18 protein-coding genes and 1 tRNA gene are annotated in these 18,121 nt (G+C 60.9%); 15 read left to right on the forward strand and 4 right to left on the reverse strand.

Annotated features, from left to right (window positions below):
- Positions 1-64: 64 nt before the first annotated feature.
- The 5 genes from FHT29_RS15230 (at position 65) to ugpC (ending at position 5,199) form a co-directional block, all read left to right on the forward strand.
- Positions 65-994, forward strand: a complete 930-nt coding sequence (locus FHT29_RS15230; protein WP_047553754.1) for a sugar ABC transporter permease — start codon at positions 65-67, stop codon at positions 992-994.
- Positions 991-1,833 carry a carbohydrate ABC transporter permease gene (locus tag FHT29_RS15235; protein ID WP_047553751.1) on the forward strand — a complete coding sequence of 281 codons (843 nt, stop codon included), beginning with the start codon at positions 991-993 and terminating at the stop codon, positions 1,831-1,833. Before FHT29_RS15230 ends, FHT29_RS15235 begins: the two co-directional genes overlap by 4 nt.
- Positions 1,834-1,981: 148 nt before the next feature.
- Entirely contained in the window at positions 1,982-3,220 is a 1,239-nt protein-coding gene (locus tag FHT29_RS15240; RefSeq protein ID WP_047553748.1) for an ROK family transcriptional regulator, read from the forward strand.
- Positions 3,221-3,250: 30 nt separating this feature from the next.
- Positions 3,251-4,105, forward strand: coding sequence for a sugar phosphate isomerase/epimerase (locus FHT29_RS15245; protein WP_168599818.1), 855 nt, complete (start codon positions 3,251-3,253; stop codon positions 4,103-4,105).
- A gap of 29 nt (positions 4,106-4,134) precedes the next feature.
- A complete protein-coding gene (ugpC, locus tag FHT29_RS15250) occupies positions 4,135-5,199 on the forward strand; it encodes a sn-glycerol-3-phosphate ABC transporter ATP-binding protein UgpC (protein WP_037196126.1) in 1,065 nt (354 codons plus the stop codon).
- 306 nt (positions 5,200-5,505) lie between these two features.
- Here ugpC and FHT29_RS15255 read toward each other — a convergent pair.
- A tRNA-Gly gene (locus FHT29_RS15255) sits at positions 5,506-5,580 on the reverse strand.
- Positions 5,581-5,824: 244 nt separating this feature from the next.
- On the opposite strand from FHT29_RS15255, the gene FHT29_RS15260 reads away from it, so the two are divergent.
- From FHT29_RS15260 to FHT29_RS15275, 4 genes are all read left to right on the forward strand, one after another.
- Positions 5,825-6,334, forward strand: a complete 510-nt coding sequence (locus FHT29_RS15260) for a prolyl-tRNA synthetase associated domain-containing protein (RefSeq protein WP_037196908.1) — start codon at positions 5,825-5,827, stop codon at positions 6,332-6,334.
- Positions 6,335-6,491: 157 nt separating this feature from the next.
- Positions 6,492-7,466: a thioredoxin gene (gene trxA / locus FHT29_RS15265; protein WP_047554376.1), complete on the forward strand. Its 975-nt coding sequence runs from the start codon at positions 6,492-6,494 to the stop codon at positions 7,464-7,466.
- A 222-nt stretch (positions 7,467-7,688) separates the two neighbouring features.
- Positions 7,689-8,357: an LON peptidase substrate-binding domain-containing protein gene (locus FHT29_RS15270; RefSeq protein WP_210166054.1), complete on the forward strand. Its 669-nt coding sequence runs from the start codon at positions 7,689-7,691 to the stop codon at positions 8,355-8,357.
- A 10-nt stretch (positions 8,358-8,367) separates the two neighbouring features.
- Positions 8,368-8,556, forward strand: coding sequence for a Trm112 family protein (locus FHT29_RS15275; RefSeq protein ID WP_037196904.1), 189 nt, complete (start codon positions 8,368-8,370; stop codon positions 8,554-8,556).
- An 18-nt stretch (positions 8,557-8,574) separates the two neighbouring features.
- On the opposite strand, the gene FHT29_RS15280 is transcribed toward FHT29_RS15275, so the two are convergent.
- Complete coding sequence (locus FHT29_RS15280; RefSeq protein ID WP_037196903.1) at positions 8,575-9,048, reverse strand: VOC family protein; 474 nt, start codon at positions 9,046-9,048, stop codon at positions 8,575-8,577.
- Positions 9,049-9,209: 161 nt separating this feature from the next.
- Positions 9,210-10,424 carry a ubiquinone biosynthesis hydroxylase gene (locus tag FHT29_RS15285; RefSeq protein WP_047637755.1) on the reverse strand — a complete coding sequence of 405 codons (1,215 nt, stop codon included), beginning with the start codon at positions 10,422-10,424 and terminating at the stop codon, positions 9,210-9,212.
- An 83-nt stretch (positions 10,425-10,507) separates the two neighbouring features.
- Here FHT29_RS15285 and tesB point away from each other — a divergent pair, with 83 nt between their 5' ends.
- The 3 genes from tesB (at position 10,508) to FHT29_RS15300 (ending at position 13,344) form a co-directional block, all read left to right on the forward strand.
- The gene (tesB, locus tag FHT29_RS15290; RefSeq protein WP_047553733.1) at positions 10,508-11,392 is read left to right on the forward strand and encodes an acyl-CoA thioesterase II; all 885 of its coding nucleotides are present in this window, start codon (positions 10,508-10,510) and stop codon (positions 11,390-11,392) included.
- Between the two features lie 214 nt (positions 11,393-11,606).
- Positions 11,607-11,957, forward strand: a complete 351-nt coding sequence (locus FHT29_RS15295) for a P-II family nitrogen regulator (protein WP_034509110.1) — start codon at positions 11,607-11,609, stop codon at positions 11,955-11,957.
- A gap of 28 nt (positions 11,958-11,985) precedes the next feature.
- Entirely contained in the window at positions 11,986-13,344 is a 1,359-nt protein-coding gene (locus FHT29_RS15300; protein WP_037196900.1) for an ammonium transporter, read from the forward strand.
- Here FHT29_RS15300 and FHT29_RS15305 read toward each other — a convergent pair whose 3' ends face one another.
- Entirely contained in the window at positions 13,345-13,521 is a 177-nt protein-coding gene (locus FHT29_RS15305; protein ID WP_168599819.1) for a hypothetical protein, read from the reverse strand.
- A gap of 97 nt (positions 13,522-13,618) precedes the next feature.
- On the opposite strand from FHT29_RS15305, the gene FHT29_RS15310 reads away from it, so the two are divergent.
- The 3 genes from FHT29_RS15310 (at position 13,619) to FHT29_RS15320 (ending at position 18,078) form a co-directional block, all read left to right on the forward strand.
- Positions 13,619-16,291 (forward strand): DNA translocase FtsK, encoded by a 2,673-nt coding sequence (locus FHT29_RS15310; RefSeq protein ID WP_047553730.1) that lies wholly within the window; start codon positions 13,619-13,621, stop codon positions 16,289-16,291.
- Positions 16,292-16,427: 136 nt separating this feature from the next.
- Positions 16,428-17,078 (forward strand): outer membrane lipoprotein carrier protein LolA, encoded by a 651-nt coding sequence (locus tag FHT29_RS15315; RefSeq protein ID WP_047554372.1) that lies wholly within the window; start codon positions 16,428-16,430, stop codon positions 17,076-17,078.
- Between the two features lie 196 nt (positions 17,079-17,274).
- Positions 17,275-18,078, forward strand: coding sequence for an exodeoxyribonuclease III (locus FHT29_RS15320; protein WP_037196897.1), 804 nt, complete (start codon positions 17,275-17,277; stop codon positions 18,076-18,078).
- Positions 18,079-18,121: the final 43 nt, after the last annotated feature.

Genomic DNA, 18,121 nt, shown 5'->3' on the forward strand with positions numbered 1-18,121 from the left:
TCCAGCCGCGGCGATGTCTCCTTGGGCGTCGTCAATCGCCATCAAAACGCGGATAGAGAAGCTCATGAGTCCCATTGCAATTGAGGCAGCAAGTCCGTCTCCCAGCAGATCGTTCGCGCGTCGCTTTGCCGGTGCGCCGCTGCCGTGGATGATGCCGGCAATCATCGTCATCGGCCTGTTTTATCTCTATCCGGTGTTCGACGTCTTCCGCCTGTCGCTGACCAATGCCACCCTTATCGGCGACAGCCAGCAATACACGCTGGACTCCGTCGTCAACACCCTGAGCTCCCCGCAGCTTCCCGACATTCTCTGGGCGACCCTCGTCTTTGTCGGCGGCAGCGTCGTAGGGCAGCAGGTTCTCGGCCTTGCAGTCGCAGTGGTCGTCATTCGCGGCGAACACCGCGGCCTGTTCGGCACCGCCATCTTGCGGACGACAGCGCTGGTCGCCTGGGTCGTGCCGGGGATTGCCGGCGGCATCATCTGGCAGATGCTGTTTTCCGAGGCGCCTTATGGCGCCCTCAACAGCATCCTGCGTCTCATGCATCTGCCCGCCGTCGCCTGGTTGTCCGATCCGGCGATAGCGCCCTGGTCGGCGCTCTTGTCCAACATCTGGCGCGGCACGGCATTCTCCATGGTGGTCATGTATGCGGCGTTGAAGGCCATCGATCCCTCGCTCTACGAGGCTGCGGAAGTCGATGGCGCGACAGGGTGGCAACGGTTCATATTCGTGACCTTGCCGCAGCTGCGTTCGGCCATTCTCGTCAATATGATCCTCATCACCATCATGACGGTCAACACCTTCGATGCCATCATCACGCTGACAGGCGGCGGGCCTGGACGGGCAACCGAAGTCATCTCCCTCTACGTCTTCAACATCGTCTTCAGGAATTATGATCTGTCCGGGGGCAGCGTGCTTTCGGTGCTGATGCTGTTCATCAGTCTCGGCCTCGCCCTTGTCTACGCATCGTTTCTGCCCAAGGAGGAACAGCAATGAGTGTCAGAACGGGCAGCCGTCTCGGCGATGTCATCAGCTATCTCTTCATGCTGGTGATGTTCGTCTTCTTTGCCGGACCGCTTTCCTACCTGCTGTCGATGGCGATGCGAGACCGTCGGGAAATCTATCGCGGCGTTGCGAGGTACATCCCGAACAATCCGACCTTCGAGAATTTCGTGACCGTGCTGAACAACAGCTATTTCCAACTTTATCTCTGGAATGGCCTGAAGCTTGCGGCCTTAAGCGGCCTCGGCGTTCTGATCGTCGCGCTTCCGGCTGCCTATGCCTTTTCCCGCTTCCAGTTCCGCGGCAAGGGCCTGTCGATGATGGGGCTGTTGATGTTCCAGATGATCTCGCCGCTTGTGATCATGGTTCCTCTCTATCGCTATATGAACCGGCTCGGCCTGCTCGACACGCATTTCGCCGTTGTCATGGTCTATGTCGCGCTCGGCGTGCCGGTGGCGACATGGTTGTTGAAGAATGCGGTGGACAGGATACCGCGCAGCCTCGACGAAGCGGCGATGATCGATGGCTGCAACAGTTTCTCGGTTTTCTGGCGCATCATACTGCCGTTGTCGGCACCGGGGATCGCATCGGTCTTCATCATCACCGTCATCGCGGGGTGGTCGCAATTCCTCGTGCCGTTTCTGCTTCTCACGCAGAACAATCTGATGCCGATCGGCGTCGGAATCTTCAATTTCAAGGGAATGCAGACCGATTCATCCGTCCAGTTGCTGGCGGCGGCCTGCCTGATCTCCGTTGTACCCGCGATCATCGCCTTCCTGTCACTGCAGCGGCTGATCCTTGGGGCGATGACCAGCGGGGCGGTAAAGGGCTGATGATGCTGACTGAAGGCATTCCAGGAAAAGCGCTTGTGCGGTTCTCCGTGCGAGATTGGAAACAACAAGGAGCGGTTTTGAGATTTCGTGACGAGCCGAACTGCCCTAACGGATTGAGTAAGGATTTCGGACGAGGGAATATTCAAACATGACGCAGACCGACGACGGGCACATCTTTCTCAACCTATCTGGCGCAAATGTCGGGGACGCCGGTGAGCACAACCGGGCCGTCGTGCTTCGCTGCATTCACCGCCAGGCACCGATTTCGCGCGCCGAAATTGCCCGCCAGACCGGCTTCACCAAGCCCGCCATCGCCCGGATCGTCGATCGGTTGCTGGATGAGGGCCTGATTATCGAGGCGCGCAGGCGGCACGGCCTCAGGGGCCAACCGGCCATCGAGCTGGAGATCAATCCCGACGCCTATTTTGCGATCGGCGTCAACATCGATCGTGATCATCTGACCATCCTTGCCGTCGATGCGGTGGGCAACGTTCGGGCGCGCGTCCACTATGAGAAACGTTTCATCCTCCCTGGCGAATTTATGCAGCTCACGGCCGATGCCATCTCCCATTTCCAGCGGAGCCGGCTGATCGACGAGGCTCGCTTGGCCGGGATCGGTCTGGCCATGCCCGATTGGCTCGGCGAAATCTCGCTGCTTGGAAAGCCGCCGGAATACGAGGAATGGACGGCGTTCGACGTACGCGCCGCGCTGGAAGGATTGACGCCGCATCCGGTTTTCATCGAAAACGAGGCCAATGCCGCAGCGCTCGCCGAGTTGGAATACGGACTTGGCGCGGAGAGCAGCAGTTTCTTCTACATCGCCATCAACGCCTGCCCCGGCGGCGGCCTCGTTCTGGACGGCAACGGCCACCGGGGCGCGATGGGTCTGAGCGGAGAGATCGGCTGGTTGCCGATCGTCGATTCCACCCATAGCAGCGCTACCCGGGTGCAGCTTCTGGGTCAGATTTTCTCGCTGTTTTTTCTCTACGATTTTCTGGAAAAGCATGGTGTGCGGGCCCGCACGCCACAGGATCTCGTTGCCCTCGATTCCGATGGGCGGCGGCTGGTCTCGCAGTGGCTGATGGAGATGAGCGTTCATCTTGCCGTCGCCGTCAAGCATATCGGCGCGATCGTCGATCCGGATGCTGTCCTGGTCGGAGGCAGGCTGCCAATCCGCATGGTCGATGAATTGCTGCGTTACGTACACGAACATCTGCATCGATCGGACGCCAATCTGCCCTCGATCCACCGCGCCTCGCTGGGGGAGGATGCGTCGGCATTGGGAGCCGCGGCAATGCCAATGGCCACAGCGCTGATGCTTGCTTCGGCAAATCCCGCGCAGCGCACCCGTTCGCCGCTCAAGTTCATGGACCGTCTGACCGCCTAGGACCATTCAAGATCATTAGGGAGGATTTCGATGAAGATCGGCTTTTACACATCAACATTCAATGATCGGCCTTTGGAGGAGGTTGTCGACTTTGCGGCGGCCGCGGGCTTCGATGCGATCGAGATCGATGTCAGAGGCCATATACAATCGCCGGAGAAAGTTGCCGCGGCCGTCGCGCTGGCGCGCGGCCGCAATCTCTTCGTCTCATCCGTGGCCTATTTCGGCAACCAGCTCGATCCCGACCCATCGAAACGGGCTGAGCTGCATGCCATGACTGCGGAGTTTGCACAGGCGATCGGCGAGGCGGGCGTTCCGATATTCGTGATCTTTCCGGGGCGCGACGATACGGCAAGCGACGCCGAAAACTATGATGCCTTTGCCGAACACGTCAACGGGCTGATCGCGGCGACGCGATCGAGCGGGCTCATATTCGCCATTGAGAACTGGCCGGGTCCGCACGACAATTTCGTCGGCACGACGCCAAGTGGCTGGAGGGAGCTTTTCGACAGAATTCCTGATCGCCGCTTCGGCCTCGAATTCGATCCGTCGCATCTGATCCGCATCGGGATCGACCCATACAAGGCCCTGGAGGAGGTCCTGGATCGGGTTGTCATCCTGCATGCCAAGGACACGGCGATCGATGCGGCCGCGCGGCAGGCCGTCGGTTACCATGGCAAGGGATGGTGGCAATACAAGCTGCCCGGCAAGGGCGTGCTCGACTGGCCGCGGTTCCTGGGTCAGGCGCGCGCCGCGAACTTCGATGGAACGCTCTCCATCGAACATGAGGATGCCGCCTATGGCTGGCCGGGCAAGGATCTCGAAGCCCGCAGGGAGGGGGAGCGGCAGGGCCTCGCTTATCTGCGAGGCGTGATCGGCGCTCTCTAATCGCCTGCAACCCGGGAGGATGAATGGCAATGGCACATGTCTTGGTCAACAATGCGCGTAAGGACTATGGAGCGTTCAAGGCGATCAAAGGGGTGTCCGTCGACATAAAGGACGGCGAGTTCGTCGTCCTCGTCGGACCGTCCGGCTGCGGGAAGTCGACGCTCCTGCGCATGATCGCCGGCCTGGAAGGTATCACGTCGGGCGAGATCCATATCGGCAAGCACGTCGTCAACGAACTGGCGCCGAAGGACCGGGACATCGCCATGGTCTTCCAGAACTATGCGCTCTATCCGCATATGACCGTGGCTCAGAACATGGGATTTTCGCTGCGGCTGAAGCGGATGCCGAGAGCCGATATTGCCGCTCGTGTGGGCAATGCCGCACGGATCCTGGGGCTGGAAAGCCTCCTGGAACGATATCCGAAGCAACTTTCGGGCGGACAGCGCCAGCGCGTCGCGATGGGCCGCGCCATTGTTCGCGATCCCGCCGTGTTTCTGTTCGACGAGCCCTTGTCCAATCTCGATGCCAAGCTGAGGGTTCAAATGCGCTCGGAAATCAAGGAGCTTCATCAGCGCCTGAGAACCACCACCATCTATGTCACCCATGACCAGATCGAGGCGATGACGATGGCCGACAAGATCGTTGTCATGAAGGATGGCCGCGTCGAGCAATCCGGATCCCCGCTCGACCTCTACGACCGGCCGGGTAACCTCTTCGTTGCGGGTTTCATCGGCTCGCCGGCGATGAACTTCATCAACGGAACCATGACGCCCGAGGGATTCCGGACCGCAGACGGCATGGTCTTGCCAAGCGACCGAACGATGGCGGAGGCGGTGACGTATGGGATTCGCCCCGAGGATATCCGGCTCGATCCGGCGGGTGTGCCTGTCTCGATCGTGGTGGTCGAGCCTACGGGATCGGAAACGCTCGTCGTGGCCAAGCTGGGTGAACAGACCATCAGTTGCGTGTTCCGGGAAAGGATCAAGGCGAAGCCCGGGGACCTGCTGCACGTTTCGCCGAACCGGCCGACGATCCATCTCTTCGACAGGGAAGGGAGCCGTCTCGGGGCGGGCGAGGCCGTGACGTCATATTGAACGTCTCGATGTCGCTGCGCGAGGCTCGGCGCGCAGCCGGCTGCCGGCTTATACGCGCAGTTCATCGTTCCGTTACCCGCCGAACCGGCCCGTTCGCTCGAAGGCCGGCGGTTACGGATATTGTCGATTCGACGCGCGAACGGCAGCGTTTGGAGCCGCGGCTGCGATCAGGCATTAATGATCTGGGCTATATCGATTTGGAACGGAGGACTTTGCAAACCATCGACAACCGGTTCGGCACGAGGTCGTCACCCCTGTCTCGGGGGACAACCGTTATCTATGTCTTCGTATAGACAAAAGAGAAACTGGAGCGGGCGAAGGGATTCGAACCCTCGACCCCAACCTTGGCAAGGTTGTGCTCTACCCCTGAGCTACACCCGCTCATCTCCGCAGTAGTCCGGGGTAGTGTGTTGGACCGCTGGGCGTCGTCTTGCGGCGACGGGCGCTATATGGCCTAACCGTTTTTCAAATGCAACAAGGAAATGACGAGTTGGCGAAGAAAAATTGCGGGTTCTTTTCGGTAGCTGCCGGAAAGCCCGGAAACGCCGCTCTTCGTCGTCTGGAAGATTGCAATGGAATTGTGGGCGACGTATCAGGGGCGGAACCATTTCCACTGCGAGACGCCATGACCGAGACCAGCCCGAAAGACCGCGACGATCTTTTCCTCTTCCTGGATAGTCTCGGCATTGTCCACAGCACCAAGGATCATGCCCCGGTCTTCACCGTCGCCGAATCGGTGTCGCTGCGCGACGAGATTCCCGGCGGCCATACGAAGAACCTGTTCGTGAAGGACAAGAAGGACAATTTCTTCCTGTTGACCGTCGAGGAAAACGCGACGGTCGATCTGAAGACGGTGCATACGCTGATCGGCGCCGCCAGCAAGGTCTCCTTCGGCAAACCGGAAAAGCTGATGGAATATTTGGGCGTTGTTCCCGGCTCGGTGACGGCGTTCGGCGCGATCAATGATACCGAAAAGAATGTCACCTTCGTCCTCGATGCCGATCTGATGGCGCATGACATCGTCAATTGCCATCCCTTGTCGAACGATGCGACGACGTCGATTGCAAGCGCCGATCTCTTGCGTTTCATGGAAGCAACGGGTCATGTGCCGCTAGTCTTGAAAGTGACGGGCTAACGTACGATTTTAGCGCTAAGATCAGAGCGATCCGACTTCTCTTCGAATTGTCCGATCGCTTAGGCTATTTCATCGAGCGCGATGCCATGCAAAGCCGGTCGGCTTGCATGAGGATCGTGCTTCCAAAGTTCAGGATGCCGGCAGGCGGGAGATACTCATGAGCGGTCCGAACAATCCCTACAACGCTTCCTTCGGCGGACAGATGTCGGCCTCGGCTTCCTACGGGGCTGCGCCTGCGGCATCCGGGACTTCGCCGATCAAGGACACCACGACAGCGACCTTCGCCAAGGATGTCATCGAGGAGTCGCGCAATCAGCCCGTGCTCGTCGATTTCTGGGCGCCCTGGTGCGGTCCGTGCAAGCAGCTGACGCCGGTTCTCGAAAAGGTCGTCAACGAGGCCAATGGCCGCGTCAAGCTGGTCAAGATGAACATTGACGACCATCCGTCCGTCGCCGGTCAGCTCGGCATCCAGTCGATCCCGGCAGTCATCGCCTTCGTCGATGGCCGTCCGGCCGATGGTTTCATGGGTGCTGTTCCCGAAAGCCAGGTCCGCCAGTTCATCGATCGTCTCGGCGGTCCCGCGGGCGGTGCCGACGATCAGGCAGCCGAGATCGCGGCCGTTCTCGAGGAAGCCGGCGGCCTGCTCGCAGCCGGCGACGTCAATGGGGCGGCCGAACAGTTCGGCGCGGTGCTGCAGGCCGATCCGGAAAACCCCAAGGCGCTCGCCGGCATGGCGGAATGCATGATCGCCGCCGGCCAGAGCCAGCGGGCGCGCGAAGCATTGGCGGACCTGCCCGAGACGCTTGCCAACGATGCCGGCATACAGGCCGTGGTGAAGAAGCTCGACCAGATCGACGAAGCCCGCAAGCTCGGCGACCCCGTCGCGATCGAGCATGAACTGGCGACCAATCCCGACAATCACGAGCAGCGCATCAAGCTTGCCAAGATCCGTAACGTCGAAGGCAAGCGGGAGGAGGCGGCCGAACATCTGCTTCTTATCATGCGCCGAGACCGCAGCTTCGACGACGATGGCGCCCGCCGCCAGTTGCTGGAGTTCTTCGACGTCTGGGGCCCGAAGGATCCGGCAACGATCGCTGCCCGCCGCAAACTTTCATCGATCCTGTTTTCCTGAGCGTGCAATGCTTGCGCCAAACCTCCCTTACGACAGTTCGCTAGGCGGTGGTCGTAGGTGGAGGGGAAGCGGGAGGTATCGCCGTTTTGACTCGAAATACTCTTGTGTTTTCGGCAGATAGGGCCACATTGTTCACTGGTGCGGCGTGAGATGGGGCGCGGCCGCGACTGTGTGTCGTTCCTGCGCGGCCCACTGCGGCGCGTGGCGCAGTGATCTAGCGGGATGGAAAACATGCAAGTCGGAAATGCCAGATATCTGAAGCCGAGCGATCTGCCTGAAACTGTGGTCGTCTTTCCTTTGTCTGGTGCCTTGCTGCTGCCGGGCGCGCAGCTGCCGCTTAATATTTTCGAGCCGCGCTATCTCGCCATGTTCGACTCGGCCATCGCCGGAAACCGGTTGATTGGAATGGTGCAGCCGGCGCTGGGCGAGCCGGCGGACTCTTCCAATCTATCGCATGTCGGCTGCCTTGGGCGCATCACCTCGATCGCGGAAACCGGCGATGGCCGCTATATCGCGTCGTTGACCGGGATCTGCCGCTTCCGGCTGATGGATGAAGTCATCGGCCACCAGCCCTATCGCAGCTTCCACATCACGCCCTTCATTTCCGACCTCAAGTCGCGCGACGAGGAGGATACCGTCGATCGGGCCGAGCTGCTGTCGGTTTTCCGGGCCTATCTGGACGCTAACAAGCTGGAAGCGGATTGGGAAAGCGTGGAGCGGGCGAGCAACATGATGCTGGTCAATTCGCTGGCGACGATGGCGCCCTTCGATCCCGCCGAGAAACAGGCGCTTCTGGAGGCGCCCGACCTGAAGACCCGGGCCGAGACCTTCATCGCGATCGTCAAGATCGTACTTGCTGGCTCGGGCGAGACCGATTCCATGCTGCAATAGGAGTGGTGTGATGGATATCACGGTCAGCAAGGTGGATCCGAAACTGCTTGAACTGCTCGTCTGCCCGCTCACCAAGGGGCGGCTCAGCTACGATCGGGAAAAGAACGAGCTGATCTCCGAAAAGGCGCGCCTCGCCTACCCGATCCGCGACGGTATTCCGATCATGCTGATTTCGGAAGCGCGACGCATCGAGGATTAACGTCCGCACCATGGCGCCTCAGCCGCGCCGAGCTGCTTCGATCACCCCGACGTCGATCTTGTTCATGGTCATCATCGCATCGAAGGCACGCTTTGCCTGATCGCCGCCTGCCGCGAGCGCTTCAGTCAGGACGCGCGGCGTGATCTGCCAGGATACACCCCATTTGTCCTTGCACCAGCCGCAGTTGCTCTCGCGGCCACCATTGCCGACAATGGCGTTCCAGTAGCGGTCGGTTTCTTCCTGATCGTCCGTTGCGATCTGAAATGAGAAGGCTTCACTGTGTGTAAACGCGGTGCCGCCGTTGAGGCCGATGCAAGGAATACCGGCAACCGTGAATTCAACGACCAATACGTCTCCCTGCTTACCGTCCGGATAGTTTCCGGGTGCGCGGATGATGGCACCGACTGCGCTGTCGGGAAAGGTCTCGGCGTAGAAGCGGGCAGCGGCCTCGGCGTCTTTGTCATACCATACGCAGATCGTGTTCTTTGCCATTGCATGGTCCTTTCGCTCGTCGGGTTCCCAATTCCCTGCTTAAATAAGAGGCAAACTGTCTTTCTCCAGTCCATGGAAGCGATTTTACACCCTTAAAGTGCTCGAGGTGCCCGCTTCGGGCCGACGGAAGGCATGCCGATGGGGATTTCGGCTTCGGCCGTTCAGATGGCCTCTCCGGCGAGCAGCCGTGGATTGTCCTTGGCGGCCGTGCCGGCGGCCTGGCCCATGAAGAAGGACTTCAGGCTCGGCAGCCGGTCGACGATCCCAAGCCCGAAATCGCGGGCGACGCGCAATGGCGTGATGTCGTTGGAAAACAGCCGGTTCAGGGCGTCGGTGGTCACCCCCATGCGGAAGGTGTCGAAGCGCCGCCAGGTCTGGTAGCGCTCGAGGATGTTGATCGAGCCGATGTCGAGGCCGAGGCGGTCGGCTTCGACGACGGTTTCGGCAAGGGCTGCCACATCCTTGAAGCCAAGATTGAGGCCCTGGCCGGAGATCGGGTGGATGCCATGGGCCGCGTCGCCGGCGAGCGCGAAACGCGGCGCGACGAAGGCACGGGCGAGCGTCAGGCCGAGCGGAAAGGCACGACGCTCGCCGACGGCGTGCAGCGCACCGAGCTTGTGGCCGAAGCGGCGCTCCAGCTCCTCTTCGAAGACAAGATCGTCCGAGGCGACCAGCCGGTTGGCATCGGCGGTGCGCTCGGTCCAGACGAGGGAGGAGCGGTTGTTCTTCAGCGGCAGGATGGCAAAGGGGCCCGACGGCAGGAAATGCTCCTCGGCGCAGCCGCCATGCGGGCGCTCATGCTCGACGGTCACGACGATGCCGGACTGGCCGTAGTCCCAGTTGACGGTCTTGATGCCTGCCATGTCGCGCAGCTTGGAGCGTACCCCGTCGCAGGCGACCAGCAGGCGTGTTTCCAGCACGCTGCCGTCCGAAAGGGTCAACGCGACCTTGGCATCGTCGGTCACGAATCCGGTGGCGCTGAGGCCGTGGCTGATGGTGATATCGAGGCGTTCGCACGCGCGGCGCAGCGCGGCGACCATGGCAAGGTTCGGCACCATGTGGGCAAAAGGCTGGCCTTCGGCCACTTCGCCGTCAAAGGTGAGGAAGACGGGACGCACGGGATCGCTGGTGCGCGAATCGGTGACGATCATGCGGGTGATCGGTTCTGCTTCCGGCGCGATCTCGTCCCAGACGCCCAGGACTTCAAGCATCTTCGAGGCGGCAGCGATGACCGCCGAGGCGCGCATGTCCTTCTTCCACGCGGTTTCCGGAGCGGCTTCCACGATCATGACGTCGAGATGGGGGGCTGCCTGCTTGACGGCCACCGCAGCGGCAAGACCCACATATCCGCCACCCACTACCAGCATGTCCAACATAGCGCTTCCCTGTGTCCCACTGTCATTTCCTGCTCTATATAGAGCATCCTGTTCATGGTTCCTACCATCGGAGTTCAACCAAAATGTCGCGAGAGAGCGAGAAGCCGACCCCCATGGAAGCCGTGCTTGCGACGCTCGATCTGGAAACGATCGAGATGAACCTGTTTCGCGGCAACAGCCCGCAGGTGGGCTGGCAGCGCGTGTTCGGAGGGCAGGTCATAGGCCAGGCGCTGATGGCGGCGCAGAGGACGGTGGCAGACGATCGCTTCGTGCATTCCCTGCATGCCTATTTCATGCTTCCGGGCGATCCCGCGGTTCCGATCCTCTACCAGGTCGATCGGCTGCGCGACGGTTCCAGTTTCAACACAAGGCGCGTGCTGGCCGTGCAGCATGGCAAGGCGATCTTTGCGTTGACGGCCTCCTTCCAGTTCGACGAGCCCGGCTTCGAGCATCAGGGCGAGATGCCGCAAGTCCCTATGCCGGAAGAGCTGATGGATGAGGAGCAGGTCAAGGAGCGCTATCTCGCCCATGCGTCCGAGAACGTGCGCCGCTATTGGGAGCGCAAGCGGGCGGTCGAGATCCGGCCGGTATCGATCGAGGGCTATTTCTCCCGCTCGCAGCCGAGCCAGCGGCAGAATATCTGGGTGCGCCTGACCGGCCCCGTGCCGGACGACCGGCTCTATCGGAACGCCGTGCTCGCCTATCTTTCGGATATGACGTTGCTCGACGTCGCGCTCAACGCGCATGGCACATCGGTTCTGGATCAGGGCATTCAGGTTGCGAGCCTCGACCATGCCATGTGGTTTCACCGCCCGTTCGAGCTCGACGACTGGCTGCTCTACAGCCAGGAAAGCCCCAGCGCCTCCGGCGCGCGCGGGTTCACCCGCGGCAGCCTGTTTACGCGATCCGGTGTCTTGATTGCGTCTGTCGCGCAAGAGGGGCTGATTCGTAAAAAGGCAAATGATTAAATAAGGTGCAAATTTATAAAAATGCACTTTATTTGTGCAGAGGCCGCGCCGCGAACTGCCGCTTTATTGGGTTTATTCGATAAATCTGTTAGATTTCAATATGTTATAATTGTGTCACGAATCTGGCACGCCCCTTGAATGTGTACCCACAGTCGCTGCTGAAACATTCGTCGGCGGCAAGGAGAGTCGGCTCCATGCCGAGGGTAAACAAAGGATGGGAAACCAGATGAAAATTGTGATGGCCATTATCAAGCCGTTCAAGCTCGATGAGGTCCGTGAGGCCCTCACGGCTGTCGGCATCCAGGGCCTGACTGTGACCGAAGTGAAAGGCTACGGGCGCCAGAAGGGGCATACCGAGATCTATCGCGGCACCGAATATGCCGTCAGCTTCCTGCCGAAGCTGAAGATCGAGGTCGCGGTCGCATCCGAAATCGTCGACAAGGCTGTCGAGGCCATCGCGTCGGCCGCCAAGACCGGCCAGATCGGCGACGGCAAGATCTTTGTCTATTCGATTGACCATGCCGTGCGCATCCGTACGGGCGAAACCGATTCAGAAGCGCTGTAAGACACGGCTGATCAGGGAGTTATTTGCAATGACATCTACCAAGCTTTCCTCCACCTTCGCGCGGGTGGGTGCGCTTTCTGCGGCCTTGCTCGCGCCGGCGATCGCTTTTGCGCAGACCGCCGCTCCGGCAGCGGCAGCCGCTGCGCCGGTTCCGGACAAGGGCGACACCGCCTTCATGTTCATCTCCACCATTCTCGTGCTGTTCATGCTCGTGCCGGGTCTGGCGCTGTTCTACGGCGGTCTCGTCCGCGCGAAGAACATGCTCTCCGTTCTCATGCAGTGCACGATGATCGGCGCCGTCGTGATGATCATCTGGGTCCTCTACGGCTACTCTTTCGCCTTCGGCGGCGGCACCAGCCCTTATTGGGGCGGCACGGCCAAGATGTTCCTCTCGGGCGTCTCGACCTCGACCACGGCTGCGACCTTCTCCAAGGGCGTCGTCATTCCTGAATTCATCTTCATGCTGTTCCAGATGACCTTCGCCGCCATTACGCCGGCCCTGATCATCGGCGCCTATGCGGAGCGCATCAAGTTTGGCGCATCGGTTCTCTTCTGCGCACTGTGGGCGACCTTCGTCTACTTCCCGATCGCTCACATGGTCTGGGATTCGAACGGCATGCTCTTCAAGATGGGCGCTCTCGACTTCGCAGGCGGCACCGTCGTTCACATCAATGCCGGTATCGCTGGCTTCGTCGGCGCTCTCCTCGTCGGCAAGCGCGTCGGCTTCGGCAAGGACATGATGGCTCCGCATTCCATGACGCTGACCATGGTCGGTGCCTCCATGCTCTGGGTCGGCTGGTTCGGCTTCAATGCCGGCTCCAACCTCGAGGCTTCCGGCGGCGCGATGCTCGCAACCGTCAACACCTTCATCGCAACTGCAGCCGCCATCATCTCCTGGTCGCTGGTTGAAACCTTCACCCGCGGCAAGGCCTCCATGCTCGGCGGCGCTTCGGGCATGGTTGCTGGCCTCGTCGCCATCACGCCTGCAGCCGGTATCGCCGGCCCGATGGGCGCGATCGTCATGGGCCTGATCGTCTCCCCGCTGTGCTACTTCTTCGTGTCCGTCGTGAAGAACAAGTTCGGCTACGACGATACGGCTGACGTCTTTGGCGTCCATTGCGTCGGCGGCATCTTCGGCGCCATTGCAACCGGCATCTTCGCCAGCGCATCGCTCGGCGGCGTCGGCTATGCCGATGGCGTCACCATGGGCAGCCAGGTCATGGTTCAGCTGACCGCAGTCGTCACCACGATCGTTTGGTGCGGCGTCGGTTCGGCGATCCTCTACAAGGTCGTCGACATCATCATCGGTCTGCGTGTCACCCCGGAAGCCGAGCGCGAAGGTCTCGACCTCGCTTCCCACGGCGAAGCTGCTTACCACAATTCCTGATCAGAGCTTGCGATGCCGGAGCAAGGCCTCCGGCATCGCTAAACATCCCGTCGCGGCGTATTTCATCGCAAATAAGCCGCTCTTGGCCCGAACCTTGGTTCGGGCCCTTTTTGTTTGTGCGGTAATATCCGGCGGCAAAAGCTGTTGATTCGCCAGGCCTGGGCGCATGGTTAACATGCCATTAACCCTCCTCTGATTAGGTAGGGCTAACCTGCCGGCGAGTGGGCATAGACCGATTCGCTTGGGCTTTCGACAAGGAACGGGGCTGGATATCATGGGCAGAAGCAATTCGGCGGCGTTGAGCGGTCGCCCCGACCGTTTTTCGCTTTCGGCTGTGGTGTGGCGTCAGATCAAGGGTCTGGCGGGCTTTGGGCTGCTGTTCCTGCTGGCGCTGGCCGTCGCGGCGCTGGCGACCTGGAACGTCATGGATCCGAGCTATTCCTACGCCACCGGCAATGCGCCGACCAACCTGCTCGGTTTTCCCGGTGCCGCCTTTGCCGATATCATGATGCAGGCGCTCGGGCTTGCCTCCGTCGTCGCGCTGCTGCCTGTCGCCGCCTGGGCCTTTGCTTTCATTTCCAACCGCAAGCTCAATCGCGTGCCGTCGCGCCTTGGCGCGTGGCTCGGCGGCTGCGTCGTCGCGGCCGGCTCCATCGCCTGCTTTCCCGCGCCGCCGACCTGGCCGATCCCGAACGGCATCGGCGGGGTCGTCGGCGATATTCTCCTGCGCTTTCCCGCCCTTTTCATCGGCACCTATCCGAGCGGCGTCGTCGCCATCGTGATCGGTTCGGTTCTGGCTGTTCCCGCGATCTGGCTCATGCTTTTTGGCGCGGGCGTGATCGGTGAAAGCCTGGTGGAGGACGACGAGGACGAAGACGATTATGAGAACACACACAGCCGCGCTCGTCGGGTAGGCGATGAAGACGAGGACGACGATCGCACCGGCTTTTTGGGCAACTTTATGGCCTTCGGGGCGGTCATGCATGCATGGTATAATGCGCATGCTCGTCTCCGCCGCCTGTTCGGCATGGGTCCGCGCAAGCGCCGCGACCACGCCTTCGATGCGCCCTATGATTTCAATGATGACGAATTCGGCACGCTGAACGAGCCCGTGCGCGCCAAGACGCCGATGGCCCGGGGCGATCGCGTCGAGCCTTCGCTCGGAGGCTCGGCTGCGCGCCGTGTCGTTTCCGCGCCCTCCATCAGCCTCAGCGATGACGACGATGAGGACGAGGATTCGTCCTATGAGCGCGATCCGCGGCGCCCGGCCGATATCCTGCCCGATGATGAGGACGAGGATGAATGGCCGTTGCGTCCCGCTTCGCCGAAGGCGGCAGCCGGCCAGCGCATCATTCCGCCGGCCGCGCGTCCGAAGCCCGGCGTGCGTGCGGAGCGTGAGGCACAGACCTCGTTCATACGGCCCTATGGCTTCCAGCTGCCAGCCGTGCATTTGCTCGCCGAGCCGAAGACCGTCGCCCGGGATACGACGCTTTCCGCCGATGCGCTGGAGCAGAATGCCCGCATGCTCGAAGGCGTGCTGGAGGATTTCGGCGTCAAGGGCGAGATCATCCATGTCCGACCCGGCCCGGTGGTGACGCTCTATGAACTGGAGCCTGCACCCGGCATCAAGTCCTCGCGGGTCATCGGCCTCGCCGACGATATTGCCCGCTCGATGAGCGCGATCGCCGCCCGCGTCGCCGTGGTTCCCGGCCGCAACGCCATCGGCATCGAACTGCCGAATTCCACGCGCGAGACCGTCTATCTGCGTGAACTTGTCGCCAGCCGCGATTTCGAGACCTCCAAGGCCAAGCTTGCCATGGCGCTCGGCAAGACGATCGGTGGCGAACCCGTCATCGCCGATCTCGCCAAGATGCCGCATCTGCTCGTCGCCGGCACCACCGGCTCGGGTAAATCCGTCGCCATCAACACCATGATCCTGTCGCTGCTCTATCGCATGACGCCGGAGCAGTGCCGTCTGATCATGATCGACCCGAAGATGCTGGAACTGTCTGTCTATGACGGCATTCCGCATCTGCTCTCGCCTGTAGTCACCGACCCGAAGAAGGCCGTCGTCGCGCTCAAATGGACCGTCCGCGAGATGGAGGAGCGCTACAAGAAGATGTCGAAGATCGGCGTGCGCAACATCGACGGGTTCAACATGCGTGTCGAGCAGGCCGTCGCCAAGGGCGAGGCCATCAGCCGCACTGTCCAGACCGGTTTTGACCGCCAGACCGGCGAGGCGATCTACGAGACGGAAGAGTTCGATCTGAAGCCGATGCCTTACATCGTCGTCATCATCGACGAGATGGCCGACCTGATGATGGTCGCCGGCAAGGATATCGAAGGCGCGGTGCAGCGCCTGGCGCAGATGGCGCGCGCGGCCGGCATCCATGTCATCATGGCGACGCAGCGTCCGTCCGTCGACGTCATCACCGGCACGATCAAGGCAAACTTCCCGACGCGTATCTCTTTCCAGGTGACGTCGAAGATCGACAGCCGCACCATTCTCGGCGAACAGGGTGCCGAACAGCTGCTCGGCATGGGCGACATGCTCTATATGGCCGGTGGCGGGCGCATCCAGCGCGTCCATGGCCCGTTTGTCGCCGACGGCGAGGTCGAGGACATCGTCGCCTACCTGAAGACGCAGGGTTCGCCGCAATATCTCGATGCCATCACCGCCGATGACGATGAGGACGATGAGGGCCATGGCCCTGCGGGGACCTCCAATCTCGCCGATTCGGACGATCCCTACGATCAGGCGGTCGCTATCGTTCTTAGCGACGGCAAGGCCTCGACTTCCTATATCCAGCGCCGCCTCGGCATCGGCTACAACCGCGCCGCCTCGCTGATCGAACGTATGGAGGAAGAAGGCGTGATCGGCCCGGCCAACCATGCCGGCAAGCGCGAAATCCTCGTTCCCACCAAGGCGGACATTCTGGATCGCTGAGGCAATCCGCCTTTCCGTGTCACATATCCCGCCTATGTTCAGGGAAATTTGATTGTGGCCCGCAGCCGAACCCGGGCCGCCGCGCCATGAAGACGCCGATTTTGCGCGCCATGGACAAAGCATGAAGGAGAATTCGATGAAAAAGATTGATGCGCAGCCCATGAACCGATTTTCACTGACCCGCCGGCATTTCCTCGGCGCCGTGGTCGCGGTCGGTGCGGCAGGCGCTCTACCGGTTTCGGCTCTTGCGCAGGCGCAGGCTGCCGCCCTCAATCCCAACATTGCCCAGGCCATCGCCGATCACTTTTCGTCCATCAAGACGATGAAGGGCGGCTTCCTGCAGATCGGGCCGCGCGGCGACCAGATGAGCGGCTCCTTTTTCATCCAGCGGCCCGGCAAGATGCGCTTCAACTACGATCCGCCGTCACGCATGCGCGTCATCTGCGATGGCAACAACGTCCAGGTCATCAACGACCAGACGAATACGAAGAACATGTACCAGCTGTCGAAAACGCCGCTGAGCCTGTTGCTCGCCAACAAGATCGACCTTTCCGCCGACATGGTGCGCAATGTCGATTCGCAGCCGGATCTGACCAAGATCACGCTCGGCAACCGCACCGTCTTCGGCGATTCCACAATCGCGATGATCTTCGATTCGAAGAGCTACGACCTGCGCCAGTGGACCGTCATCGACCCGCAAGGCAAGACGACCGACGTCATCATCAACAACGTGAAGACCAATGTCGCCTTCGATGACAGCGTTTTCCGCATCGATTATACGCGCTGATCGTCGTCTCCATTTCTGGCAACGGGAGAAGCGCCGAATGGCGCTTTCCTTTCCGTCGCAGCCGGTCTAAAGCCTTACCCTGACTAGAGCGTTTCACGGAATCGCTGAACCGCTCTAGCTGTCTGTTTTGACACAATTCCGGACGGAAAACCGCTGCGCACTTTTCCTGGAATTGCTCTCAGGGAAAGGCTTGGGCATGGGATTTTCGATTGCGACCTGGAATATCAATTCGGTGCGGCTGCGCATGCCCATCGTCGAGCAGTTCGTGATGCAGGCCCGGCCTGATATTCTCTGCCTTCAGGAGACCAAGGTTCCGAACGAGCTTTTCCCGCATGCGCCGCTGAGGGCGCTCGGCTACGAACACATCATTATCCATGGCCAGAAGGGTTATCATGGGGTGGCGATCGCCTCGCGTTTTCCGCTGACCGAGGATCATCGGCAAGATTATTGCAACGTCGGCGATAGCAGACATATCTCGGCGATCTTCGAGCGTGGCGGCCGGCGCATCCGGCTGCATAATTTCTATGTTCCGGCCGGCGGCGACGAGCCCGATCGCGCCATCAATCCGAAGTTCGGCCACAAGCTCGATTTCATCGAGGAAATGAAGCGGCTGCATGCAAACGCCGAGCCCAACACCTCGGCGATCCTGGTTGGCGACCTCAACATCGCGCCGTTGGAGCATGACGTCTGGTCGCACAAGCAGCTGCTCAAGATCGTCAGCCACACGCCGGTCGAGACCGATGGGCTGATCGAGGTGATGAAGCGGGGCGCCTGGCTCGACCTGATGCGCCAGCAGGTGCCCGCCAATGAGAAGCTCTATACATGGTGGAGCTACCGCGCCAAGGATTGGGAGGCTGCCGATCGCGGCCGCCGCCTCGACCATATCTGGTCGTCATCCGATCTTGGCCCGCACCTGCAGCGCATCGAGATCCTGAAGGCGGCGCGCGGCTGGGATCGCCCATCCGACCATGTGCCGGTAACAGCGCATTTCAATCTCTAGAGCGTTTTCGCTTTTCTTCGAATCGCGAAAACGCCCTATCTTT

This window comes from Rhizobium sp. SG741 (assembly GCF_012275435.1).
GTDB classification, from domain to species: Bacteria; Pseudomonadota; Alphaproteobacteria; order Rhizobiales; family Rhizobiaceae; genus Rhizobium; species Rhizobium lusitanum.

Coding starts and splice junctions, on each gene's coding strand:
- FHT29_RS15235 (WP_047553751.1), top strand. CDS start 991: ATGAGTGTCAGAACGGGCAGCCGTCTCGGCGATGTCATCAGCTATCTC.
- FHT29_RS15240 (WP_047553748.1), top strand. CDS start 1,982: ATGACGCAGACCGACGACGGGCACATCTTTCTCAACCTATCTGGCGCA.
- FHT29_RS15260 (WP_037196908.1), top strand. CDS start 5,825: ATGACCGAGACCAGCCCGAAAGACCGCGACGATCTTTTCCTCTTCCTG.
- FHT29_RS15300 (WP_037196900.1), top strand. CDS start 11,986: ATGACATCTACCAAGCTTTCCTCCACCTTCGCGCGGGTGGGTGCGCTT.
- tesB (WP_047553733.1), top strand. CDS start 10,508: ATGTCGCGAGAGAGCGAGAAGCCGACCCCCATGGAAGCCGTGCTTGCG.
- FHT29_RS15310 (WP_047553730.1), top strand. CDS start 13,619: ATGGGCAGAAGCAATTCGGCGGCGTTGAGCGGTCGCCCCGACCGTTTT.
- FHT29_RS15275 (WP_037196904.1), top strand. CDS start 8,368: ATGGATATCACGGTCAGCAAGGTGGATCCGAAACTGCTTGAACTGCTC.
- FHT29_RS15280 (WP_037196903.1), bottom strand. CDS start 9,048: ATGGCAAAGAACACGATCTGCGTATGGTATGACAAAGACGCCGAGGCC.
- FHT29_RS15320 (WP_037196897.1), top strand. CDS start 17,275: ATGGGATTTTCGATTGCGACCTGGAATATCAATTCGGTGCGGCTGCGC.
- trxA (WP_047554376.1), top strand. CDS start 6,492: ATGAGCGGTCCGAACAATCCCTACAACGCTTCCTTCGGCGGACAGATG.
- FHT29_RS15295 (WP_034509110.1), top strand. CDS start 11,607: ATGGGAAACCAGATGAAAATTGTGATGGCCATTATCAAGCCGTTCAAG.
- FHT29_RS15270 (WP_210166054.1), top strand. CDS start 7,689: ATGGAAAACATGCAAGTCGGAAATGCCAGATATCTGAAGCCGAGCGAT.
- ugpC (WP_037196126.1), top strand. CDS start 4,135: ATGGCACATGTCTTGGTCAACAATGCGCGTAAGGACTATGGAGCGTTC.
- FHT29_RS15285 (WP_047637755.1), bottom strand. CDS start 10,424: ATGTTGGACATGCTGGTAGTGGGTGGCGGATATGTGGGTCTTGCCGCT.
- FHT29_RS15315 (WP_047554372.1), top strand. CDS start 16,428: ATGAAAAAGATTGATGCGCAGCCCATGAACCGATTTTCACTGACCCGC.
- FHT29_RS15230 (WP_047553754.1), top strand. CDS start 65: ATGAGTCCCATTGCAATTGAGGCAGCAAGTCCGTCTCCCAGCAGATCG.
- FHT29_RS15305 (WP_168599819.1), bottom strand. CDS start 13,521: ATGTTAACCATGCGCCCAGGCCTGGCGAATCAACAGCTTTTGCCGCCG.
- FHT29_RS15245 (WP_168599818.1), top strand. CDS start 3,251: ATGAAGATCGGCTTTTACACATCAACATTCAATGATCGGCCTTTGGAG.